We start from the raw sequence: 18212 nt of genomic DNA on the forward strand, positions 1-18212 counted from the left end.
CAAATTAGAGTGAAACCATTTTTTCCGCCGCATCCCCGAGCGGCACCCGGCGCCCCATCTGGCGAATGCGCAGCGACAGCGCCGCCTGCGGCCCGCCGAAATCCGCCGCCTCGAATGCCGACGGATAATTGTAGACCGGAGCGGTCACTTCGACGCTGCGGCGCACGAGCGATCCATCGAGGATCTCGACCCGGTAACGCTCCTCCGGCTCGTCGAGCGCGATATCGGCCGCATCCCAGTCGTCGGCGTCGTATCGCCCGCGCCGCACCCAGGTGAAGCGGATGTCGCCGCCGGCCAGACGCCGGCCGCTCAGATGCACCGGCGCCAGCGGCGTTTCGGCGCGAATGCCGCCGGCAAAGGCCTGCGGCGCGGTCGCGCCCTGCCCGCCCGCGGCTTCCGCAATCCAGTTCAACGACAGGCCGATCTCTTCCGCCATCAGCCCGAGCGGCCGGACGGCCGAATCGAGGAAAACGACGCGGGCTCCCGCTTCCGCGCCTGCCCGCATCGCCACATCGCTGCCGCCCAGCCCGCGCAGCAGGCCTGTGAGACGCCAGCGGCCGGGGGCGATTTCCTCGCCCGCGCTGTAGCAGAGCACTTCCCAGCCGCCATCGCGGCACCGCACCGCGAGACGGTTTTCGCCCGCCAGCACGGCGGCACGGGCAGCACTCGCCGCCGCGCCAAAGGGCAGGTCGACGGTCAGGCTGTTCGCCCGGTCGAAACGCCCGAGCACGCCCGGCGACAACGCCGCTTGCAGGCTCCCGATCCGCGCCGGACGCTCCAGCGCCGCGCGTGGCCGAAACCCTTCCGTTCCCGCCGAAGACGACAACACGCTGCGCCGGAACGGCTTCGCATAGAGCGCGGCGCGGGCGAAATCGCCGGAGGGGCCTCCCTCGAAACGCGGCAGATCGAGAAAGACCAGCAACGGCGCGAAGGGAAAGACCCCGCCGCCACCCGGCGCCGGCTCGTCCTGTGGCGAGGGTGGGCGCGTGGCGGTGGAGGCGGCGAAGGCGCGGGCTTCCACATGCCGCGTTTTGCCGTCCTCGATGCGGGTGACGAGGAAACGCCCGCCCGGCCCGGTCGGCAGTTCCACCGCATCGCCGGTCTGGAGATCGAGATCAAAGGGCGCGAGATCGAACCTGACCGAGCGGCGGGCGACGAACTGGTCGCGCAGCAAGGCTTCCGCCCCCGCCAGCGCCATCTCCTTGGCAAGGCTGGCGGCGAGATCGCAGCGCAGCACCCGGTCGTTGGTAACAGCCACCCGGCGCGAGCGGCTGCTTGCCTGCTCATAATCGAGGAACTGGTCGTAAAATCCGATGATCGCCTCGCCGGCATGATCGGCGTCGTGATTGCGGTTTTCCGTCCAGAGGGGCTGGCCATCGATGTCGGCCAGCACGTCGATCACTTTGGCCGGTCGGCTCGCCTTCAGCCGCGAACGAAACCGCAGGATCGGCCCATCCTCGTAAGCATCGACCTGGAAGGCGAGCATCAGCGGCTCGATCAGCGCCCGCGCCGAAGCGATCTCGCCCTGCACATAGCCCGGAATATCGCCGCTGACCTCCTCGACGTCAAAAGCGAAAAAGCCGTGATCGCGCAGGACGGCGGCGATGACCTCCGCCAGCGTTCCGGCCCCGAGACGGCCGTTCATCCAATGGCCGGTCGTCCAGTTGCTACCATCGCTCCACACCTTCTTTTCCTGCGGGAAAGCCGGGAACGGCCGCGCATCCCAGGTCCAGACGAAGGACTTCGACGCATCCAGCATCCCGGCCGGCGCCTCCGCCCCCGTCCAGTGATCGTGATGGGCCTCCAGAAACCGGCGCTGCATGCTGTCGAGCCGCATCCAGTTGGAGAAATAGGGCGCAAAACTCTCCGAGGATTTCGGATCGACGAAAACATTCGGCTGGTTCGCGCCCTTGTCGATGGCCGGGCAGCCGAGTTCGGTCAGCCATACCGGCTTCATGCCCGCAAGCCATGCGGTGGGCGTTCCCGCCTCCGCGCCGCCGATACGGTCATAATGCCGGTTCGACCACCAGCCGTGGATGTCCTTGTAACGGAAGACCCAGGGCTTTGCCGCGAGACCATCGGTGATCGGGCTGCGCAGCCTGGCCTTGCGGTCGGCGTCGCTGGCGTAGTACCAGTCGAACCCCTCGCCCGAGGCCACCGCCGCCTTCAGCGACACCGGATCGTCGGCCGTGCGCGCGCCATCCGGGTTTTCCGCCAAGAGATCGGCATCGCGCCAATCGGAGAGCGGCATGTAATTGTCGATCCCGACCGCATCGATGGCCGGCGAGGCCCAGAGCGGATCGAGATGGAAATAAACGTCGCCGCTGCCATCCTGCGGGTGATAACCGAAATATTCGGTCCAGTCGGCGCCGTAGGTCAGCTTCGCCGCCGGCCCCAGCAGGCCGCGCACTTCGCCGGCCAGCGTCACCAGCGCCTGCACGAAAGGAAAGGCATTGGTCTCGTCGCGCAATTGCGTCAGCCCGCGCAATTCCGAGCCGATGATGAAACCATCGACCCCGCCGACCGCTTTTGCCAGGTGGGCATAATGCAGCACCAGCCGGCGATAGCCTTGCGCCGTCCCGGTATGGGTGACTTCCGTCCCCATGACCGTGAAATCCCCGACCGCCGTATCGCCGCAAAAGGCGGAAACCGCCGTGCGGATGGCCGCACTTCGATCCGGCGAGCCCGGCCGGCCTGGCGCGGGATGACAGGTGATGCGCCCGCGCCAGGGATAGACCGCCTGCTCCGCCCCGCCATGCGGATCGGGCAGGCCATTGCCGAGCGGCACGTCCATCATCAGGAAGGGATAGAGAAACACCTTCAGGCCGCGCGCCTTGAGATCGGCGATGGCCGTCACGACGCTGGCGTCGTTCGGCGTGCCGCCATAGGCTGGCCCGCCATTGCTGGTGCTGATCAGATGCGCATCGCTGCGCGGAATGCCGGAGACGATCCACGGAATGCTTTCGTCCTCGCGCCCCAGTGTCTCGACGCCCGGCAGGATGCGGCAATGTCCCGCCCGCAAATCCGTGCCGAACCAGGAGACGACCAACGCCACGCTTTCCAGATTTGGGCAGACGGCCGTCAATTCTTCGATGGAGGCGGCCCAGTCCGTCGCATGCGTAAGGTTATGGCGGTTCATGGTGCGAACGCTGCCCGGCCCGAGGCTTTCGGTCACAGGCACGGTGGAATAGCCATGCTCGGTCGATCCCGGAATAACGGTGATCGCCCGGATCTGGCTTTCGAGCCGACCGACGGTGCGCAGCACCTCGAACTGGAACAGCGGAATGCGGTTTCCGAAGGTGTCGAGCGGCAGCCGCTCGAAGACGACGTAGGCCAGCCCGCGATAGGCCGGCGCCTTGCCTGTCCCCTGCTTCGCCTCGATCAGCGGATCGGGCAGCTGGTCGCGGCTGCCGTTATGCACCCGCATCTCGATATTCGTCAGGTCGATCTCGCGCCCGTCTGCCCAGACGCGGCGAACGCTGGCGATCTCGCCTTCGCACAGGCCGACGGCGAGATTGGCGTAATAGCGGAAATTTTCGACGCGCGGCCCCGTCGCCTTGCCGCCGGCGCGCTCGACGGACACCTCTTCCTCGAACCGCGTCGCCCAGATCAGCGTGCCGCCGATGCGGGCGGTGCCGTAGAGACGGTTGATGGAGGTGCCGTCATCGGCGCCGGGAATGCGCGCCGTCGCCAGGCGCTGGCCGGAGATGGTGCGGGTGCCGTTGATCAGCGCCCGGTCGACGACATTGCCGGCGAGCGCCCCGGCGGCACGGCCGATGATCGCGCCGACCGGCCCGAAGACGCCGCCCAGCGCCGCACCCGCCGCCTGAAACAGAATGGTCGCCATTGGATCACCTCAAAGTTCGGGAAAGCGGAAGATGCCGGCGATGCGCCGGCGCCAGGAAGGCGTCAGCGGCGAGCGGATCACCGCCGCCTGCTCATAGGCATGGATGAAATGCGCCTCGCCGCAGAAGATGCCGGCATGCTTTGCCGCATAAGCCGCCTGCCAGCGGAAGATCAGCAGATCGCCGGGCCGCATCGCATCGACAGGCAGGAAATGCCGCCCGGCCGCTTCCAGCAGCCGCTCCTCGCCGCAGCGTTCCGCCCAATCGGGCGCGTAAGGCGTGGGCGGTTCCGGCTCGCTGCCATACAAATCCCGCCAGATGCCGCGCACGAGGCCCAGGCAATCGCAGCCGATGCCGCGCCGCGATCCCTGATGGCGATAGGGCGTGCCGATCCACATTTCGGCCGCCGCCAAAACTTTTTCGCCGACGCTGCTCATTCGAACAGCGCCCGCCCGTCATGCACGGTCTCGCCATCCGCATAGGAGTAGGCGAAATCCGAGCCTGGAATATGCGGAAATCCTTGGAAATTGAGCTGGTTGGCAAATTTCGCCCAGCAGGTGGAAAACGCCTTGTCGCAGCCCGCCGTGACCTCGAACGCCGCCCCTGACGTCACCGGGCGCGGCAGCGGCAGCCAGAAGGTCAGCGCCACCGCCCCTTCCTCCAGCCTGTGGTCGTCGATATCGAAGGACAAGCCCGAGAGTGGACCGCCCGTGAATTTCAAAACGCCGTAGCGGAAGAAGCCGGCCGCAAAACCGGAAATCCCCGAAACCTTCACCGTCTGGCCGTCAATGACAGCCGTCACCACGCCGCTGCCGCGATAGGCCGGGAGATCGACGCCGCAGCGCCGGTCGCCCAGCGTCGCGTCGCAACGTCGCCCATAGATGCGGCCCTGATCGCGTCCGAGCTTATGCGTAAAACTGCGCAATTCGGCGCGAAAATCGCCGTCGCTTCGGGTCACCTCGCCAATCTCCTGCACCCGCAGCAGCATGTGCTGCTCAGGCTTTGCCCAGTTGACGAGATAGACCTCCACCCGCGCCCCGTCGTAACGCCCGTCCGTCAGGTCGGCTTCGGTGATGGCCTCGCTGGAAAAACCGCCGGCGACGTCCGCGGTCGTCGCGGCCAGGCCGGCTTCGGTCTCCGCATCGCTGGCGGAAAAGCCGCTGGCGGCGGCGAAATGCGTGGCGGCAAACATCAGGTCTCCGTCATGCCCGGTGAAGCCGAAGACGGTGCCGTCGCGGCGGATCACCCGCCAGGCATGGCAGAGCGTGGTCGCGCCCTCGGCGATATGGGCGGCAAGCGGGGCCGGGATCTCTCTCATGGCGTGATCTCGATCAGGAGAATGGAAGGGATGCGGCCGGCCTTGAAGGATTGCAGGCTGATATCGATGCGGTCGGTCGCAAAGCGCACCGGCACGTCGAAGACGAACCCCGCCCGCACCGCCGCCCCCGCCGCCGGAGGCGTGGAGAAGACGACAACCCCAGTCGCCGGATCGCAGGCAAAATCCCAGGGCGGCGTCAGACTGCCCGCGACGGAAACCACCACCGTCCCCGCCACCGGCTTGGCGATCACCCGCTCGACCCCGCCGCCGGCATCCGCATAGGTCTTGAGGAGCTGAAAGTCCGTCCGCGTCCCATCCCCGGTTCCCAGAAGCTGGTCCATCGCCGAAACGCTCTCCCCCGGCGGACACGACTTGTCATCGAACGGATCGCGAAACCGAAACCCGTAGAGCGCCCCGCTCCTCGCCTCGAAAAACGCCGCGACCTCATAGAGATCGTCGATGGAGCGCACCCCCGATCCCGCGTCGTAGGAGCGCCGCGCCGCACGCCAGCGCCGGTTGCGGCTTTCACGCCCATTGGTCAGATTGACGATATCCGTCCGCCGCTCCGGTCCGCCGCTGGTCGATAGCGACAGCCGCAGCGGAAACCGCACTTCATGAAATCCCGGCATGTTTCTTTCCTCAAATATTCCGCTGCCCTTTCCCGACGCTGCGGGCAAGCATGGCGGAGAGTTGGCCTTCGCTGCGGCGGAAGCTTTCGGCGTCGGGAGTGGTGATGTTGAAGACGATGCTGGTGCCGCCACCGGCAGCGGCAGCGGCGGCGACGCCGAGCGCACCATCGGAACCGCGTTTCAGCGGCAGGATGGCCTCGGCGCCGGCCTCGCCCATCAGGCCATGCCCGCCTTCCATCGAAAAATAGGTCGGCGCGGAAACGATGCCGCCTTCGGCAAACGGCGTCACCCGGCCCGGCACGCCGCCGCGCGAAAAGGCGAAGAGCGAGCCAAGATTGCCGGCAAGGCCGGAGACGGCATTGCCGACCAGCCCTTCCAGCGGCTTCAGCCCGACCGAAAGCGCGATATCGGCAAGCCGTGTGCCGACGCCGCGCAAGATATCTTCAAGGCTCTTGCTGCCGCTGGCCGCCTGCCGCAACGCCCCGGATAGCACCGAGCCGAAGGCGCGCGAGCGGGTTTCGAGGTCGGTCAGAACCTCGCCAAGCGCGGAAGCATTGCGGGTCATGTCGTCGAGGGACTGGTCGTCCATGCTTATATCCTTTCAGGCCGGTCCGGAAACTGTCGCATCAGCGCGGTGAGCGCCCCGCGATCCGGCGCGCCCGAAGCGGGGGTCAAGCCGCCGGTGGCGGCGTGGAGTTCGCGGGGCGTCATCGCCCAGAAGCAGGCGGGATCGAGCCGCAACAGGCAGAGGCCGGCATGCATGGCCCTCTCCCAGGGAAAGGGCATCGGCCGCGCCTCACCTGCCGCGGCGCTCAAGGGCGTGGCGGGGCAGCCTCCGTCTGTGGATCGAGAAACGTCGCGGTCAGGAGATCGCGGACGATGGCCGCGCAGCCGGCGATGCCACCCTCGATATCGGCCATCGCCACGTCGTCGTCGGACACCACATTGCCGCCGCCGCGAAGCCCGGCGCCGACGAGGCGGATGATATCGACCGCCCGCAGCCGTCCGCTTTCGAAACGGGCGGCGAGATCGGCGAGATTGTCGGCGGCAAAAGCTGTCTCCAGCTCCGCCAGCGCGCCCAGCGTCAGGCAGAGAATGCGGCGCTCGCCATCGATGACCGCCTCGACTTCGCCGCGCCGCCGGTTGGCGCGTCCCATGCCCACACCATGGTGCCCTGTCATCACAACGCTCCGAAGCTGATGGCGCCGGCGGATTCCAGCGCCAGCTCGAACTGCAGTTCGCCATTGTGCTGCCCCGAATATTCGAGCGCGGTGATCTGGAACGGGCCGGTCACCGTCCCGAAATCGGGAATGACGATCTGCCAGTCGAGGATCGTGCCGGCAAACAGCGCGGCGCGCAGCGTCGCGTCGGAGGCCGCATCCTTGAAGATGCCGGCGCCCGACAGCGTTGCGCGCTGCACACCGGCGCCGGCGAGAAGCTCGCGCCACCGCCCGGCGCTTTCCGCATCGGTGATGTCGACGGTCTCGGCATTGAAGCCGAGCCGCTTGGAGCGCAGGCCCGCCACCGTCTCGTAGGCGGAGCCGTTATGGACCTTCAGAAGCAGATCCTTGCCCTTTTGAGCGACCATGTGGTTTGTCCTCATAGCTTGGGGATTGAAATTTCCGCCCTGGCCGGATGCGGCGGCCGGCGAAGCGTGCTAGACCCGGCCGCCCGATAGCGCCGGATTCCGAAAGACAATGCCGCCTGTTCCCGCCGACCGCCGCCCGGCGGTCACCATCGCCGTGCTGGCCGTGACCCAACTCATCGGCTGGGGCACGACTTTCGACATGCTCGGCGTCATGGGCCGCATCATCGCGCCCGACCTCAAGCTCGCCAACGAGGTAATCTTTCTCGGCATATCGGTGATGATGCTGGTCAGCGCCGTCGCCGGCCCGGCGACCGGCCGGCTGCTGAACCGTTTTGGCGCGCGCAATGTGCTGGCTGCCGGTTCCGTCGTGTTCTTCCTCGGCCTTCTGGCGCTGTCTGCCGCGCAAGGCCTGATCGGTTATATGCTTGCCTGGGCGATCATTGGCCTCGGCGGGGCGTTCGGCCTGTCGTCACCTGCCTATACGGCCATCGTCGAGCGCGAGGGTTTGCGCGCGGGGCGGGTCATCGCCATCCTGATGCTGTTCACCGGCCTGTCCAGCGCCATCTTCTGGCCGCTGCTGGATGTGGTGCAGGCGCATATCGGCTGGCGGATGACCTTCGTCGCCACCGCTTTCATCCATCTCTGCGTCTGCCTGCCGCTGCATCTCTTCGCCCTGCCGCGCCCCGGCGGGACGGCAACGGCCGACGAAGGCCACGACATCGCCCCGATCGCCCTCAGCGACCGGCAGCGGCTCGCCGCCTTCCTGCTGATCGCCGTCTCGACCATGCTGGCGACCTTCGTCACCTATGGCCTGACGCCGTCGCTCCTGCATATCCTCAGCCTGTCGGGCGCCTCGCCCTCCCTCGCACTGGAACTCGGCTCGCTGCGCGGGGTCATGGGCATTGCCGCGCGCTTCCTCGACATGCTGCTCGGCCGGCGCAGCAGCCCGCTGATCGGCACGACCGCCGGCATTCTGATGCTGGTGGTGAGCTTCGCCATGCTTGCCTTCGCCGGCGATGCGCCGCCGCTGCTCGTCGGCTTCGTCGTGCTCTATGGTTTCGGCACCGGCGTCATCACCGTGGCGCGGGCGCTGCTGCCGCTGCTCGTCTTTTCACGGCGGGAATTCGGCATGCAGTCGGCGCGGCTGTCGCTGCCGCAAAACCTGGCGAGCGCCGTGGCACCCGTCGTCTTCACCGGCATTCTCGACCGCCTCGGGCTCGATGCCGTCATCGTCACCATCACGGCGTTGTCGATCCTGTCGCTTTTGCTGACGCTGGCGTTGTGGATCGTGATCCGGCGCGCCAAAGCGATTCCAGCCGGAGCGTGAAGCGCAATTGCGATCGGAAAGTCACTCGGTGACGGCGCGAAACCGCATTTCGGCGACGTGACGGCGCATTTTCGGCTCGCGCCGCGCCCGTGTCGCGCGATGCTGCAGATTGACGAGCGTCGCGCCGGCAAGCGTCAGATCGGCATCATGCAACAGGACGCGCAGCCGGGCCGCGATCTCCTGCGCCGCGCGCTGGCCCTGGTCGTCCGACCAGGCTTCGAGCGTCAAAAAATGCTCCTCGCTGGACTCGGTCGCGGTGGAAAAATCCTCGCTACGCAGGTCCGCGACGACGATACAGGGGAGACGCGGCCGGTCGAGCAACCGGTCGTGAATGGCATCCACGCCGATCATCGCCGTCAGCACGGCATCGCCGGAAAGCCGGGCGTGGATGGCCCGCAGCAGGGCATTCGAGGCGCTCATCGGCCCTCCTCCTCACAGTAACAGACGAGATAGCGGCGACTCTCGTCGGGATCGCGGGCGGTGCGGATGGAAAAGATCCGCGCACCCTTGCGCAGCCGCTGGCCGGCGGCGAGATCGGCGCGAAACCGCAGCCAGATGCGATGGCTGATCGTCGCGGCCTCCGCACCGGCAATCTCGCTGAATGCCTGGCTCACCGGCTCGACCAGCGCCCAGAGCGCGGCGACGGGATGCCAGGCGATATCCGCGCCGCCCTGCCCGTCGGGCGTGGCGACCGGCGCTTCCAGCTCCAGCCTTGCGGAAAACTGGCCGGGATCGAGAAAGGCAAGGCGCATCGTCAAAGCCTCCTCGGCAGCCAGGGCGCCACCAGCCGCTCGTAACCGTCGGGGATGACCGCCGGCTGGTTCTCCGGCGCGACGGCCCCGCGGCAGGCGAACATCTGGGCGATATGGGTCAGCATCGCCCGCTTCAGCCCGTCCGGCACGTCGACGGCGGTGCCGAAGCCGGCGGTGAAATCGATCTCGATGCCGTTGACGGCGCGTGCCGTGGCCGGGTTTTGCGCCATCATCAGTCGCGCCGGCACCGCCTCGCCGTCAAGCACATGGCCGTCGAGCGCGACGCTGACAGCATCGCCGGCCGCGTCATAGACCGTCACCGCGTCGATCGCGCGCACCGGCGCCTTGCCGATCCGAGCCGGCCCGTCCGGCCAGCGATCGAGATAAAGCCGCCAGCCCTGGCTGATCAGCGCCAGCCCGCTCATGCGTTCCAGATGTTCGCGGGCGGTGCGGATCAGGCCTGTCAGCAGGCCATCCTCATCGTCGCCGTCGAGGCGCAGATGCGCCTTCACCTCGGCCAGCGTCAACGGCTCCGCCGCCGGCGGCGCGATCAGGGCATAGGTCATGGATATCTCCGGATATTGGGAAAGGATGCAGGCGCGGCGTCGAAGCGCCGCGCCTGCGGGAGAACCGCGAAAACGCTCAGCTCGCGGCGAACTTCACCAGCTTGATCGCCTCGAAATCCTGCACCCCGCCGCCGACGCGCTTGGTGGTGTAGAACAGCACATAGGGCTTGGCGGAGAAGGGATCGCGCAGGATGCGCACGCCGGTGCGGTCCACGACCAGATAGCCGGCGCGGAAATCACCGAAGGCGATGGACAGCGCGTTGGCCGCGATATCCGGCATGTCCTCGGCTTCCGTCACCGCAAAGCCCATCAGCGAGGCCGGCTGATCGGCGGCAACGGGCGGACGCCACAGGTAATTGCCGTCGGCATCCTTGAACTTGCGGATCTCCGCCTGCGTCTTGCGGTTCATGACGAAGCCGGCATTCTGGCGATAGCGGGCCTTCAGCGCATAGATCGTGTCGATCAACACGTCAGAAGGGCCGCTGGTCTTGAAGGCGCCGGCCGCACCGGAGGCGATATAGCCGACATTGCCCCAGCTCCAGCCGCCGTCGGCGACCGTGGCATAGGACAGGAACCCCTTCGGCTTGTTGGTGCCGTCGCCCGCGACGAAGGCAGCGCCCTCCTGCTCGGCGAAGACGATATCGACCTCGGACGAAATCCAGGCCTCGATATCGACGGCGGCGTCGTCGAGCAGCGATTGCGTCGCGGCCGGCATGGCGTAAAGCTCCATGGTCGGGAAGGACAGTTCGGCAAGCTGCGGCGTGCCGGTCTGCGGCCGCGCCGCCGTTTCCGCCACCCAGCCGGAGGAGAGGCCGCTCAGCGAGAACGGCTTCTTCAGCACGGCCGACGACACCTGCCGCACCGTCGCGAGCGATCGGATGGGAGAGACCACCGACAGGCGGCGGCCGATTTCCGTATCGGTTTCCGGCGGCACCAGATAGCCGCCATCCGCGCCGCTCCCGCCGGAAAACGCCTTGGCTTCGAGATCGCGAAGCGCGCCCTCGTCGCCACGGCGGATATAGGCGTCGAAGGCGGCCTTGTGCTCGCTCGCCTCGATGCCGCCGCCACGGCCCAGCGGCGGGCGGGCCTTTTTGACCATGAGCTGGTCGAGCAGGCTTTTCTGCTCGTCCATGGCGCGGTTGATGCGCTCGACGCGCTCGCGGGTGACGACGTCGTCGGTCAGCTTGGTTTCGATCTCGTCGAGGCGACGATCGTTGACCTCGCGAAAACTCTCGAAGGCCGACATGAACTCGTCGAAGGCGGCGTTGACATTGTCCGGCACGGCCTTGATTTCCGGCGCGGGATTCTTGTGCGTGGCTTCACTCATGCAGCTATCCTTTCGAGGGCTGACGGGGTTTGAAGAGGTTGCGCGCGGCGCGGCGCAGCGTGCGGGCCAGCTCGGTTTCGGCATCGCGAAACCAGCGGGCATGCTTGACGTTGGAGACGCGTGCCGAAGGCAGCATCGGAAAGGTGACGACCGAGATCTCCCAGAGATCGGCCTCCAGGATGCGGCGGATGCCGCCCTTGGCGTCGTTGCGGGCGCGCACCGTCTGGAAACCGATCGACAGGCCGTCCAGGCCGCCGCTTTTCATCAGCTGGTGCACCTCGCGGGCGCGGGCGACGCCGGTGGCGAGCTGGCCCTCGACATAAAGGCCGCGCGCATCCTCGCGGATCGTGGTCCAGACGCCGATGGGTTCGGCCGGGTCGTGCTGGAACAGCATGCGCACGCCGCCCGAGCCGCGCTCCGTCAGCGAGCGGGAAAAAGCGCCGCGCTCGATGACGTCCTTGCCGAGATCGACCTCGCCGAACAGGCTGGCATAGCCGGAAAACCGCCCCTCGCCGCTGACGCCCTTTAGCGTCAGGGCGGCGAAACGGGTCGTGGCGGGGCGCGGCCCGCGATCAGCGTTCCTCATGAATGTCTCCTGGGATTGAAAGGGATCAGCGCTCGGGGCGAGCGCCATAGCGGCCGGCGATGCGGGCGAGAATGCCGAGCGCCCACCAGGCGCCGAGGCTCGCCGCCGCCGAGCCGGCCAGCAGCGTTTCGAAGGGCGACATCTGGCCGGCAAGCTGCATGCGGTCGATCAGCCATGCCCCCGTGGGAGCGCCGAAGATCAGGCCGCAGGTCAGGCCGGTGAAGAAGCGCCCGGCCGCCTCGCGGCGGCTTTGCGGCAGCAGGTAGATCAGCGAGACGGCCGCTCCCGCCGATGCGCCTGCCGCACGCGCGGCCCAAAGGCCCGGCTCATTGCCGAAGTCAGCCATCGTTAACATCCTCCGGTTAGACTGTGCTTACGTTTCGAGCATCATTTCGCAGGCGCGAAATACGATTTCGGAGTCGAAGAAAGCACCTGGCCGCGTTTTCTCGCGTAGCGCGTCAAGCGCCTCACACGGCGATTCAACCGGCTCGGAAACCGATTCCGCCGCTGAATCCAGGCCCCTGAATTTACTTCAGTATCCGACGGCCTGACGCTTCTCTTCCTCGGTGAGGAAGCTCGCGCCCCCGACCCGCGCCCAGAGCGCATCGCGTTCGGCCGACAGCCCGGCGATGCGGTCGAGATCGGGTTCCAGACGCAGGCTTTCGCGGTAGACCGGCGACAACCAGGCGGAGAGACTGGCGCCGATGCGCTGGATCAGCGGCAGCACCGTCAGGCGGTAGAAGGCGCGGTTGGCTTCCTGGTAATTGGCATAGGTGGCGTCGCCGGGAATGCCGACCAGCATCGGCGGCACGCCGAAGGCGAGCGCGATATCGCGCGCCGCGCCGTTGCGCGCCTCGATGAAATCCATGTCGCGCGGCGAAAGGCTCATCGTCTTCCAGTCGAGCCCGCCTTCGAGCAGCAGCGGCCTTCCGGCGCGCACGGCGCCTGCATAACCATTCTCCAGTTCCGCCTTCAGCCGCTCGTATTGATCGGGCGAGAGATTGCCGCCCTCCTTCGGCTGGTAGACCAGCGCGCCGGAAGGACGGGCGGAATTGTCGAGCAGCGCCTTGTTCCAGGTGGCGGCGGCATTGTGCAGGTCGAGCGCCGTTTGCGCGGCGGCCAGCGGCGGAAAGCCGATGTGGTCGTCGAGCGGATGGAACAGCTTCAGATGCAGGAGCCCCAACCCCTCCGCCGGCTCGGCGGCAAAGCGCCGGACGGCATTGCCGATGCGATAATCATAGCCGATCGGCCAGCCATCGGCGCCGGCGACGACGCTGACCCGGTCCGGCCGCAGCAGGTGCAACTCGCGCAAGCGTCCCGCCGCCAGCACCGGCTGCACATAGGCATTGCCCGACAGCATCAAATGCCCGTAGAGCGCCTCGAAGAAATCCGGCCCGCCCATGCGTGCGTTGGGACGGGCCAGAAGATCGACGAGCGGATGCGCCTCGATCTCGCGCTCGCCCTCATAGACCAGCCAGGGCACGGCGGCGGCGGACTCGGCGATCATGCGCACGGCGCGGTGGGCCACCGGATTGCGCATGAAGCCTTCGCGCGCCAGCGCCGGATAGGAGCGCGCCGTCCAGGCCGCCCGCGCCTCGCCGGCAAAGGCTGAAAGACCGGAAACGGCCTTCGTATCGGACACGGCGTTTCGCTCCGCCATGGCGCGCCATGGCAGCAGGGATCGAAGTTTCATGGGATCGTCCTTCTCGAAAGCGGGCGGCGTCGGGCGCGGCCAAGAGTATTTCCAGTCGAAGCGGGACCGCTTCGGCCTCGGATCATGCGGTCGAAACAAAAGCCTGAAACGAAAAGGCCCGCGTCTCCAAAGGTGACGCGGGCCGGCTTGAATGCCAGGAATGGGCGGCGAGGCCGCCTCAGCCGATCTCCTCGGCAAGGGCGAGCAGCCTGCGCACGATTTCGGTCGCGGCGGCCTCGTCCTTGCCGATGCGCCGTGCGACCGCCTCGCGCAGATTGAGGAAGGCGGCATCGACGCCGCGCGGCAATTCCGGGCCTTCGTCGCGGCCGCGACCGTGGCGCTCGGCCCGTGCCCGCATGTGTTCGCCAAGCGCGGTCAGGCGGTCGACGATCCGGCGCGCATGTTCGCGATTCTCCTCCAGATGGGCCTTGCCCTCGTCGGTGATCGTATAGAGCTTCTTGTTGCCCTCGGAAGCGGTCGCGGCATAGCCAGCCTCCTCCAGCAGGGTCAGCGTCGGATAGATGACGCCCGGGCTCGGCGCATAGGCGCCGCCGCTCATTTCCTCGATCTGGCGAATGAGGTCATAGCCATGGCGCGGCTCGGCCTCGATCAGCGACAGGACGAGCAGACGGATATGCCCCTGGCCGAGGAAACGCCCGCGACCGCCGAAATCGTCGTCGCCGTCGAATCCGTCGCGGCCGGGACCGCGTCCGCGCGGGCCGCGGGCGAACGGGCCGCGCCCCATGGCCATCATCATCTCCCGCCAGCGCTCGTGGCGCTCGGCCCGCCCGCCACGGTCGCCACGGTCACAAGCGTGCCGGTCGTCATGCTGCCGGTCACGCCGGCCTTCGAAATGTTCAAACATGGAAAGTTCCTTCAGATATGTTTTCGATATGTCTCAATATAGCGAAGCCGCGCGGAAACGCAAGAGTTCGATATATCGAAAACTATCTTAAAACACATCGAAAGAGAGAGTCGGGTTCCAGTTGCTTGAAATCAGCCGGAAACGGGGCGAGAGCGGATGCTCTCTCCCGTCATGACAGGTTGCGGCAGCTTTGCCGGGACGGCAGATCGCCGGTTCAGGCGCGGTGCAAATTCTCCGTCACCGCCTTAGCGGTGTCGAAATCGGCGGCGATGCGCAGGTCGCGGATGGGACGGACCAACTCGATGGAGGCCTGGTAGTTCGGATGCGCCTTGTAGGCGGCCATCGCCGCCTCGTCCTCGAATTCGGCATAGACGACGAAATCGACCTCGTTGCCGAAATGGTCCTTCTTGACGTTGTCGCCGATCTCCACGCATGTCGCATGCGGAATATCCGTCAGGATCGACAGGCCGGCGCGCACCGCCGCCCGATCGGCTTCGTTGGGCACGGTGAAGAAGACGATGTGGCGGATCATGGCAGGCTCCCATTCGGATCGAGCCGCGATTATCATGGCTTGGCCGACGGTTCAACGCGTCATGCCGTCCCATGGTTTTTACGCGTTTCCGGACGGAAAACCGCCCTCGACTTTTCCTGGACATGCTGACGGTCTATGGCCGATAGCCGCATAGAAGCTGCGCCCGTAGCCGGCGATCAGCGCCGCTCGGTCGGTGCCGTTGACGATGCGCCGCGCCTCGACCCAATCCTCGTTGCCGCCTTCGAAATAGTCCGACAGCTTCTTGCCGGTGAAACTGCCGCGCGCCATGCCCTCGAACAGGATGGCGAGCGCCGGCCCGGTTTCCATGGCGCGGTCGGGATCGGCGACGAGATCGATGCCGGTGATCGCCGACATCGCCTCGTAATTGCGCCGGTGGGTGAGTTGCACGAAACCGCGCCCCAGCCAGCTCCGCCCCGTCTCGTCGGGACGCCAGTAGGGCGTCTTCACCCATCGCAGACGTCCCTCGGCGAAGGCGCGTTCGAGAATGGCGATGGCCCTGGCGTCATCATCGGCCAGGGTCTCGCGTACGGGCTGCATGGTTTCGGCCGTCTCGTGAAAAACCGTCGCCAGGATATAGGCGAGCCAGCGGTCGTCGCCGCGCCGCCCCCAGGCCTCCCAATGGCCGAGAATTGCCTCCATGCCCTTGACTTGGGACGGGGACAATTTTCCGCGAAACGGGCCGGAGCGAATGTGGTCGAAGAAAAACCGTCGGTTGATAACCATGATGCCAGCCCTCGTTCTCGCCTCTCCACGGAAGGCGGAAATATTTCAATCGATTTTAAAAAATCTAAATCGTTTTATGGATTTAGACCCTGATTTACTTTTCATGAAGGATATGGAACCAAGCGCTCCATATCCCGTTTTATCGGCCCGAGTGAACCATTTGAGGAGAGTGTCGATGCAGCCCAGCGCCCAAATCATCAAGGCCCCGCAGCCCATTCCGCAGCATGTTCTGGACCGCATGGAATCCGAATGGCGCCAGGTTCGCGAGCCGGCCCCGCAGCCGGTCGCTGCACGCTGAGCGCGAACGCCGCCGGAGCGTCTCCGCTCAAGACCCCATCGGAAAGCGGCCTTCTCGGCCGCTTTTTCTGTTTGACCGCAATTCAAATCCCGCGCACGCGCGGTTCGCCCGCGCCCTCCAGCATCAGCGCCGTCAGCGCCCAGACCAGCGCGTCCAGACGATCCGGCGAGCGGCCCGAGGACAGGCCCTCCGGGCCGAAATCGCACATCTGGTCCTCCAGTTCGGAAAAACGTCCGGCATGGATCACCCGCCCCTGCTCATAGAGGGCAGCGACCGGCTCGGCGCGCAGATATTTGCCGCGCGTAGCGCGCACGGTGGTCACCGGCAGGGCGGCATCGACGCTGCGCAGCATGGCGCTCACCATGTCGCCGCCCTGGTTGATTTCGGCGACGATACGGTCGGCGTCGAAACGGCGATAGGCACGCACCACCGCGCCCGCCCAGGCGGCGGGGCTCGCCGCCGGCGCTGAGCAATCGGCCAGCACCACCCCGCGCCCGGCCGCATCGAGCCCGGCCACGACGATGCCGCAGCAGGCATTCGCACCGGCGCTTGCCGGCGGATCGACCGCCACGACGATGCGCCGCAGCGGACCGGTGACGCGTAGCGTCAGCGCCTCGATGGTCTCGCGTTTCCAAAGCGCGTCGTCCCGGTCCTCGATCAGTTCGCCGTCCAGCTCCTGCCGTCCGAGCCGGGAGCCGCCATAGCGGCTGGCCAGCGCCTCGATGAAGCCCGGCGCCAGATTGGCGCGGTTGGCGCTGGTGCTGATGCGGGTCAGCGCCGTCTCGGGATCGGCCATCAGCGCCTTCAGAAGCGGCACCGGCCGCGGCGTGGTGGTGACGAGCTGGCGCGGCCGCGCGCCGAGGCGCAGGCCGAATTGCAGCATGTCCCAGCATTCCTGCGCATATTTCCACTTCGCCAGTTCGTCGCACCAGGCGAAATGAAATTGCGGTCCGCGCAGGCTTTCGGGATCCTCGGACGAGAAGATCTGGGCCATCGCCCCGCTCGGCCAGACGAGCCGGCGGCGCGAGGTTTCGAAATCCGGCCGTTTCGCCCGGGCGATCCGGCAGATGCCGGAGGCGCCGTCGATCATCACCTCGCGGGCATCGCCCAAGGTTTCGGCGACCAGGGCGATGCGCAATTCACCCGCATTCGGATGCCGCGTCGCCAGTTCATGCACCCATTCGGCGCCCGCCCGCGTCTTGCCGGAGCCGCGCCCGCCGAGGATCAGCCAGCTTCGCCAGTCGCCCGGCGGCGGCGCCTGCTCGCGGCGGCGCAAAAATGTCCAGTCGCGGGAAAGAACGCCGGCGAACTCCAGCGGATCGCCGGGGAGCGCGACCAGGTCGCCGTCTCGCATGTCCGGGCGTAAAACCGCATCCCGTTCTTCCTGCCCAGGTCGCGCCGGCGCAAGCAGCCGGCGGCCCGCCTCCAGCGCCGCCGTTGCGGCCTCGGTCAGCCGCGCCTCGTGTTTGCCCGCGATATCCGCCATGCCGCGCTCATGTTCGCAAAAGATCGCCGTCGCCCTGCCCGTCATCGCCTTGTCGCGGCGGCGGCGGTTGCGGCTCGGCGGCGGTGGTTGGGGTGTGCGCATTCAGCCAGTCCTGCTTGAAACATTCGAAACGAATGATTGCCTCTTCCTCGGCGCGAGCGTCGATCAGCGCCAGGAAATGGGCCCGGGCGGCGGCGGGATCGAGCGCATCCGCCTGCCGTTCGACTTCCATCTGCTGGTCATGGGCGAACTGGCGCTGCAGGCTGTCGATCTTTTCCAGCGTGCGCACGATCAGCGACATGGCGTCGCTCGCCGCCTTGGCGTCGGCGCGCGAGGCTTTCGCCGCCGCCTCATCGGCGGGATCGGCGAGCGCCTTCTCCGCGCTTTCGCGCAGCGTACGGAAATAATCGAATTGCGCCCGCATCTCGCGGGTCATGTCGCCCAGCAGGATGCGCAGATCGTCCTGACCCGCCTCCCGCGACTTGACCTCCAGCATCAACAGGCCGGCGTGGGGCGACAGCCGCGTTTCCCGCCTCCCGCCGGGCTGTTCCGGCCAATCGGCAAACAGGTCGAGATCGACATTTTCCATTGCCCGCGCTCCAACAAAAAAGCGGCCGTCCCGAAAGGAACCGCCGCTCTCCAAAAATCCTTGCCAC

22 protein-coding genes are annotated in these 18212 nt (G+C 66.9%); 2 read left to right on the forward strand and 20 right to left on the reverse strand.

Annotation, left to right across the window (positions count from 1 at the left end):
- Nucleotides 1–4 precede the first annotated feature (4 nt).
- From P7F60_RS00470 to P7F60_RS00505, 8 genes are read right to left on the reverse strand one after another with little or no spacing between them, the layout of a single operon-like run.
- Nucleotides 5–3847 (reverse strand): glycoside hydrolase/phage tail family protein, encoded by a 3843-nt coding sequence (locus P7F60_RS00470; RefSeq protein WP_277915740.1) that lies wholly within the window; start codon nucleotides 3845–3847, stop codon nucleotides 5–7.
- 9 nt (nucleotides 3848–3856) lie between these two features.
- Nucleotides 3857–4282 carry an NlpC/P60 family protein gene (locus P7F60_RS00475; RefSeq protein WP_166096822.1) on the reverse strand — a complete coding sequence of 142 codons (426 nt, stop codon included), beginning with the start codon at nucleotides 4280–4282 and terminating at the stop codon, nucleotides 3857–3859.
- The gene (locus tag P7F60_RS00480; protein ID WP_277915741.1) at nucleotides 4279–5163 is read right to left on the reverse strand and encodes a DUF2163 domain-containing protein; all 885 of its coding nucleotides are present in this window, start codon (nucleotides 5161–5163) and stop codon (nucleotides 4279–4281) included. Before P7F60_RS00480 ends, P7F60_RS00475 begins: the two co-directional genes overlap by 4 nt.
- Nucleotides 5160–5792, reverse strand: coding sequence for a DUF2460 domain-containing protein (locus tag P7F60_RS00485; protein WP_166096824.1), 633 nt, complete (start codon nucleotides 5790–5792; stop codon nucleotides 5160–5162). The genes P7F60_RS00480 and P7F60_RS00485 overlap by 4 nt, the downstream gene beginning before the upstream one ends.
- A gap of 10 nt (nucleotides 5793–5802) precedes the next feature.
- Nucleotides 5803–6381, reverse strand: a complete 579-nt coding sequence (locus P7F60_RS00490) for a phage tail tape measure protein (protein WP_277915742.1) — start codon at nucleotides 6379–6381, stop codon at nucleotides 5803–5805.
- A 2-nt stretch (nucleotides 6382–6383) separates the two neighbouring features.
- Complete coding sequence (locus P7F60_RS00495; RefSeq protein ID WP_277915743.1) at nucleotides 6384–6608, reverse strand: rcc01693 family protein; 225 nt, start codon at nucleotides 6606–6608, stop codon at nucleotides 6384–6386.
- Entirely contained in the window at nucleotides 6605–6973 is a 369-nt protein-coding gene (locus P7F60_RS00500; protein ID WP_277915744.1) for a gene transfer agent family protein, read from the reverse strand. The genes P7F60_RS00495 and P7F60_RS00500 overlap by 4 nt, the downstream gene beginning before the upstream one ends.
- Nucleotides 6973–7380, reverse strand: coding sequence for a phage major tail protein, TP901-1 family (locus P7F60_RS00505; protein ID WP_277915745.1), 408 nt, complete (start codon nucleotides 7378–7380; stop codon nucleotides 6973–6975). Before P7F60_RS00505 ends, P7F60_RS00500 begins: the two co-directional genes overlap by 1 nt.
- A 109-nt stretch (nucleotides 7381–7489) precedes the next feature.
- Between P7F60_RS00505 and P7F60_RS00510 the strand changes: the two genes are divergently transcribed.
- Nucleotides 7490–8707: an MFS transporter gene (locus P7F60_RS00510; protein WP_277915746.1), complete on the forward strand. Its 1218-nt coding sequence runs from the start codon at nucleotides 7490–7492 to the stop codon at nucleotides 8705–8707.
- Nucleotides 8708–8728: 21 nt separating this feature from the next.
- On the opposite strand, the gene P7F60_RS00515 is transcribed toward P7F60_RS00510, so the two are convergent.
- The 10 genes from P7F60_RS00515 to P7F60_RS00560 all read right to left on the reverse strand — a co-directional run bounded on the left by P7F60_RS00515 (nucleotide 8729) and on the right by P7F60_RS00560 (nucleotide 15772).
- Complete coding sequence (locus P7F60_RS00515; protein WP_277915747.1) at nucleotides 8729–9127, reverse strand: DUF3168 domain-containing protein; 399 nt, start codon at nucleotides 9125–9127, stop codon at nucleotides 8729–8731.
- Complete coding sequence (locus tag P7F60_RS00520; RefSeq protein WP_277915748.1) at nucleotides 9124–9459, reverse strand: phage head closure protein; 336 nt, start codon at nucleotides 9457–9459, stop codon at nucleotides 9124–9126. The genes P7F60_RS00515 and P7F60_RS00520 overlap by 4 nt, the downstream gene beginning before the upstream one ends.
- A 2-nt stretch (nucleotides 9460–9461) precedes the next feature.
- Nucleotides 9462–10025 (reverse strand): head-tail connector protein, encoded by a 564-nt coding sequence (locus tag P7F60_RS00525; protein WP_277915749.1) that lies wholly within the window; start codon nucleotides 10023–10025, stop codon nucleotides 9462–9464.
- 76 nt (nucleotides 10026–10101) lie between these two features.
- Nucleotides 10102–11352 (reverse strand): phage major capsid protein, encoded by a 1251-nt coding sequence (locus P7F60_RS00530; RefSeq protein WP_277915750.1) that lies wholly within the window; start codon nucleotides 11350–11352, stop codon nucleotides 10102–10104.
- Nucleotides 11353–11356: 4 nt separating this feature from the next.
- The gene (locus P7F60_RS00535) at nucleotides 11357–11938 is read right to left on the reverse strand and encodes an HK97 family phage prohead protease (protein ID WP_277915751.1); all 582 of its coding nucleotides are present in this window, start codon (nucleotides 11936–11938) and stop codon (nucleotides 11357–11359) included.
- A 25-nt stretch (nucleotides 11939–11963) separates the two neighbouring features.
- A complete protein-coding gene (locus P7F60_RS00540; protein WP_277915752.1) occupies nucleotides 11964–12284 on the reverse strand; it encodes a DUF6107 family protein in 321 nt (106 codons plus the stop codon).
- A gap of 186 nt (nucleotides 12285–12470) precedes the next feature.
- Nucleotides 12471–13631, reverse strand: coding sequence for a phage portal protein (locus tag P7F60_RS00545; protein ID WP_277915753.1), 1161 nt, complete (start codon nucleotides 13629–13631; stop codon nucleotides 12471–12473).
- A gap of 178 nt (nucleotides 13632–13809) precedes the next feature.
- Nucleotides 13810–14496: a PadR family transcriptional regulator gene (locus P7F60_RS00550; RefSeq protein WP_277915754.1), complete on the reverse strand. Its 687-nt coding sequence runs from the start codon at nucleotides 14494–14496 to the stop codon at nucleotides 13810–13812.
- A gap of 214 nt (nucleotides 14497–14710) precedes the next feature.
- A complete protein-coding gene (locus P7F60_RS00555; RefSeq protein ID WP_277915755.1) occupies nucleotides 14711–15028 on the reverse strand; it encodes a Dabb family protein in 318 nt (105 codons plus the stop codon).
- Nucleotides 15029–15106: 78 nt separating this feature from the next.
- Complete coding sequence (locus tag P7F60_RS00560; protein WP_277915756.1) at nucleotides 15107–15772, reverse strand: hypothetical protein; 666 nt, start codon at nucleotides 15770–15772, stop codon at nucleotides 15107–15109.
- Here P7F60_RS00560 and P7F60_RS00565 point away from each other — a divergent pair.
- The gene (locus P7F60_RS00565; RefSeq protein WP_277916519.1) at nucleotides 15738–16070 is read left to right on the forward strand and encodes a hypothetical protein; all 333 of its coding nucleotides are present in this window, start codon (nucleotides 15738–15740) and stop codon (nucleotides 16068–16070) included. The two genes, P7F60_RS00560 and P7F60_RS00565, sit on opposite strands and share 35 nt — an antisense overlap.
- A gap of 82 nt (nucleotides 16071–16152) precedes the next feature.
- On the opposite strand, the gene P7F60_RS00570 is transcribed toward P7F60_RS00565, so the two are convergent.
- Together P7F60_RS00570 and P7F60_RS00575 are read right to left on the reverse strand one after the other, a co-directional pair.
- The gene (locus P7F60_RS00570) at nucleotides 16153–17424 is read right to left on the reverse strand and encodes a terminase family protein (RefSeq protein ID WP_277916481.1); all 1272 of its coding nucleotides are present in this window, start codon (nucleotides 17422–17424) and stop codon (nucleotides 16153–16155) included.
- A 139-nt stretch (nucleotides 17425–17563) separates the two neighbouring features.
- Nucleotides 17564–18145 carry a hypothetical protein gene (locus P7F60_RS00575; protein ID WP_277915757.1) on the reverse strand — a complete coding sequence of 194 codons (582 nt, stop codon included), beginning with the start codon at nucleotides 18143–18145 and terminating at the stop codon, nucleotides 17564–17566.
- Nucleotides 18146–18212: the final 67 nt, after the last annotated feature.

Origin of the sequence: Rhizobium sp. YJ-22 (assembly GCF_029601685.1) — a bacterium.
GTDB lineage: Bacteria > Pseudomonadota > Alphaproteobacteria > Rhizobiales > Rhizobiaceae > Metarhizobium.

Coding starts and splice junctions, on each gene's coding strand:
- P7F60_RS00470 (WP_277915740.1), bottom strand. CDS start 3,847: ATGGCGACCATTCTGTTTCAGGCGGCGGGTGCGGCGCTGGGCGGCGTC.
- P7F60_RS00475 (WP_166096822.1), bottom strand. CDS start 4,282: ATGAGCAGCGTCGGCGAAAAAGTTTTGGCGGCGGCCGAAATGTGGATC.
- P7F60_RS00480 (WP_277915741.1), bottom strand. CDS start 5,163: ATGAGAGAGATCCCGGCCCCGCTTGCCGCCCATATCGCCGAGGGCGCG.
- P7F60_RS00485 (WP_166096824.1), bottom strand. CDS start 5,792: ATGCCGGGATTTCATGAAGTGCGGTTTCCGCTGCGGCTGTCGCTATCG.
- P7F60_RS00490 (WP_277915742.1), bottom strand. CDS start 6,381: ATGGACGACCAGTCCCTCGACGACATGACCCGCAATGCTTCCGCGCTT.
- P7F60_RS00500 (WP_277915744.1), bottom strand. CDS start 6,973: ATGACAGGGCACCATGGTGTGGGCATGGGACGCGCCAACCGGCGGCGC.
- P7F60_RS00505 (WP_277915745.1), bottom strand. CDS start 7,380: ATGGTCGCTCAAAAGGGCAAGGATCTGCTTCTGAAGGTCCATAACGGC.
- P7F60_RS00510 (WP_277915746.1), top strand. CDS start 7,490: ATGCCGCCTGTTCCCGCCGACCGCCGCCCGGCGGTCACCATCGCCGTG.
- P7F60_RS00515 (WP_277915747.1), bottom strand. CDS start 9,127: ATGAGCGCCTCGAATGCCCTGCTGCGGGCCATCCACGCCCGGCTTTCC.
- P7F60_RS00520 (WP_277915748.1), bottom strand. CDS start 9,459: ATGCGCCTTGCCTTTCTCGATCCCGGCCAGTTTTCCGCAAGGCTGGAG.
- P7F60_RS00525 (WP_277915749.1), bottom strand. CDS start 10,025: ATGACCTATGCCCTGATCGCGCCGCCGGCGGCGGAGCCGTTGACGCTG.
- P7F60_RS00530 (WP_277915750.1), bottom strand. CDS start 11,352: ATGAGTGAAGCCACGCACAAGAATCCCGCGCCGGAAATCAAGGCCGTG.
- P7F60_RS00535 (WP_277915751.1), bottom strand. CDS start 11,938: ATGAGGAACGCTGATCGCGGGCCGCGCCCCGCCACGACCCGTTTCGCC.
- P7F60_RS00540 (WP_277915752.1), bottom strand. CDS start 12,284: ATGGCTGACTTCGGCAATGAGCCGGGCCTTTGGGCCGCGCGTGCGGCA.
- P7F60_RS00545 (WP_277915753.1), bottom strand. CDS start 13,631: ATGAAACTTCGATCCCTGCTGCCATGGCGCGCCATGGCGGAGCGAAAC.
- P7F60_RS00550 (WP_277915754.1), bottom strand. CDS start 14,496: ATGTTTGAACATTTCGAAGGCCGGCGTGACCGGCAGCATGACGACCGG.
- P7F60_RS00555 (WP_277915755.1), bottom strand. CDS start 15,028: ATGATCCGCCACATCGTCTTCTTCACCGTGCCCAACGAAGCCGATCGG.
- P7F60_RS00565 (WP_277916519.1), top strand. CDS start 15,738: ATGTGGTCGAAGAAAAACCGTCGGTTGATAACCATGATGCCAGCCCTC.
- P7F60_RS00560 (WP_277915756.1), bottom strand. CDS start 15,772: ATGGTTATCAACCGACGGTTTTTCTTCGACCACATTCGCTCCGGCCCG.
- P7F60_RS00570 (WP_277916481.1), bottom strand. CDS start 17,424: ATGCGAGACGGCGACCTGGTCGCGCTCCCCGGCGATCCGCTGGAGTTC.
- P7F60_RS00575 (WP_277915757.1), bottom strand. CDS start 18,145: ATGGAAAATGTCGATCTCGACCTGTTTGCCGATTGGCCGGAACAGCCC.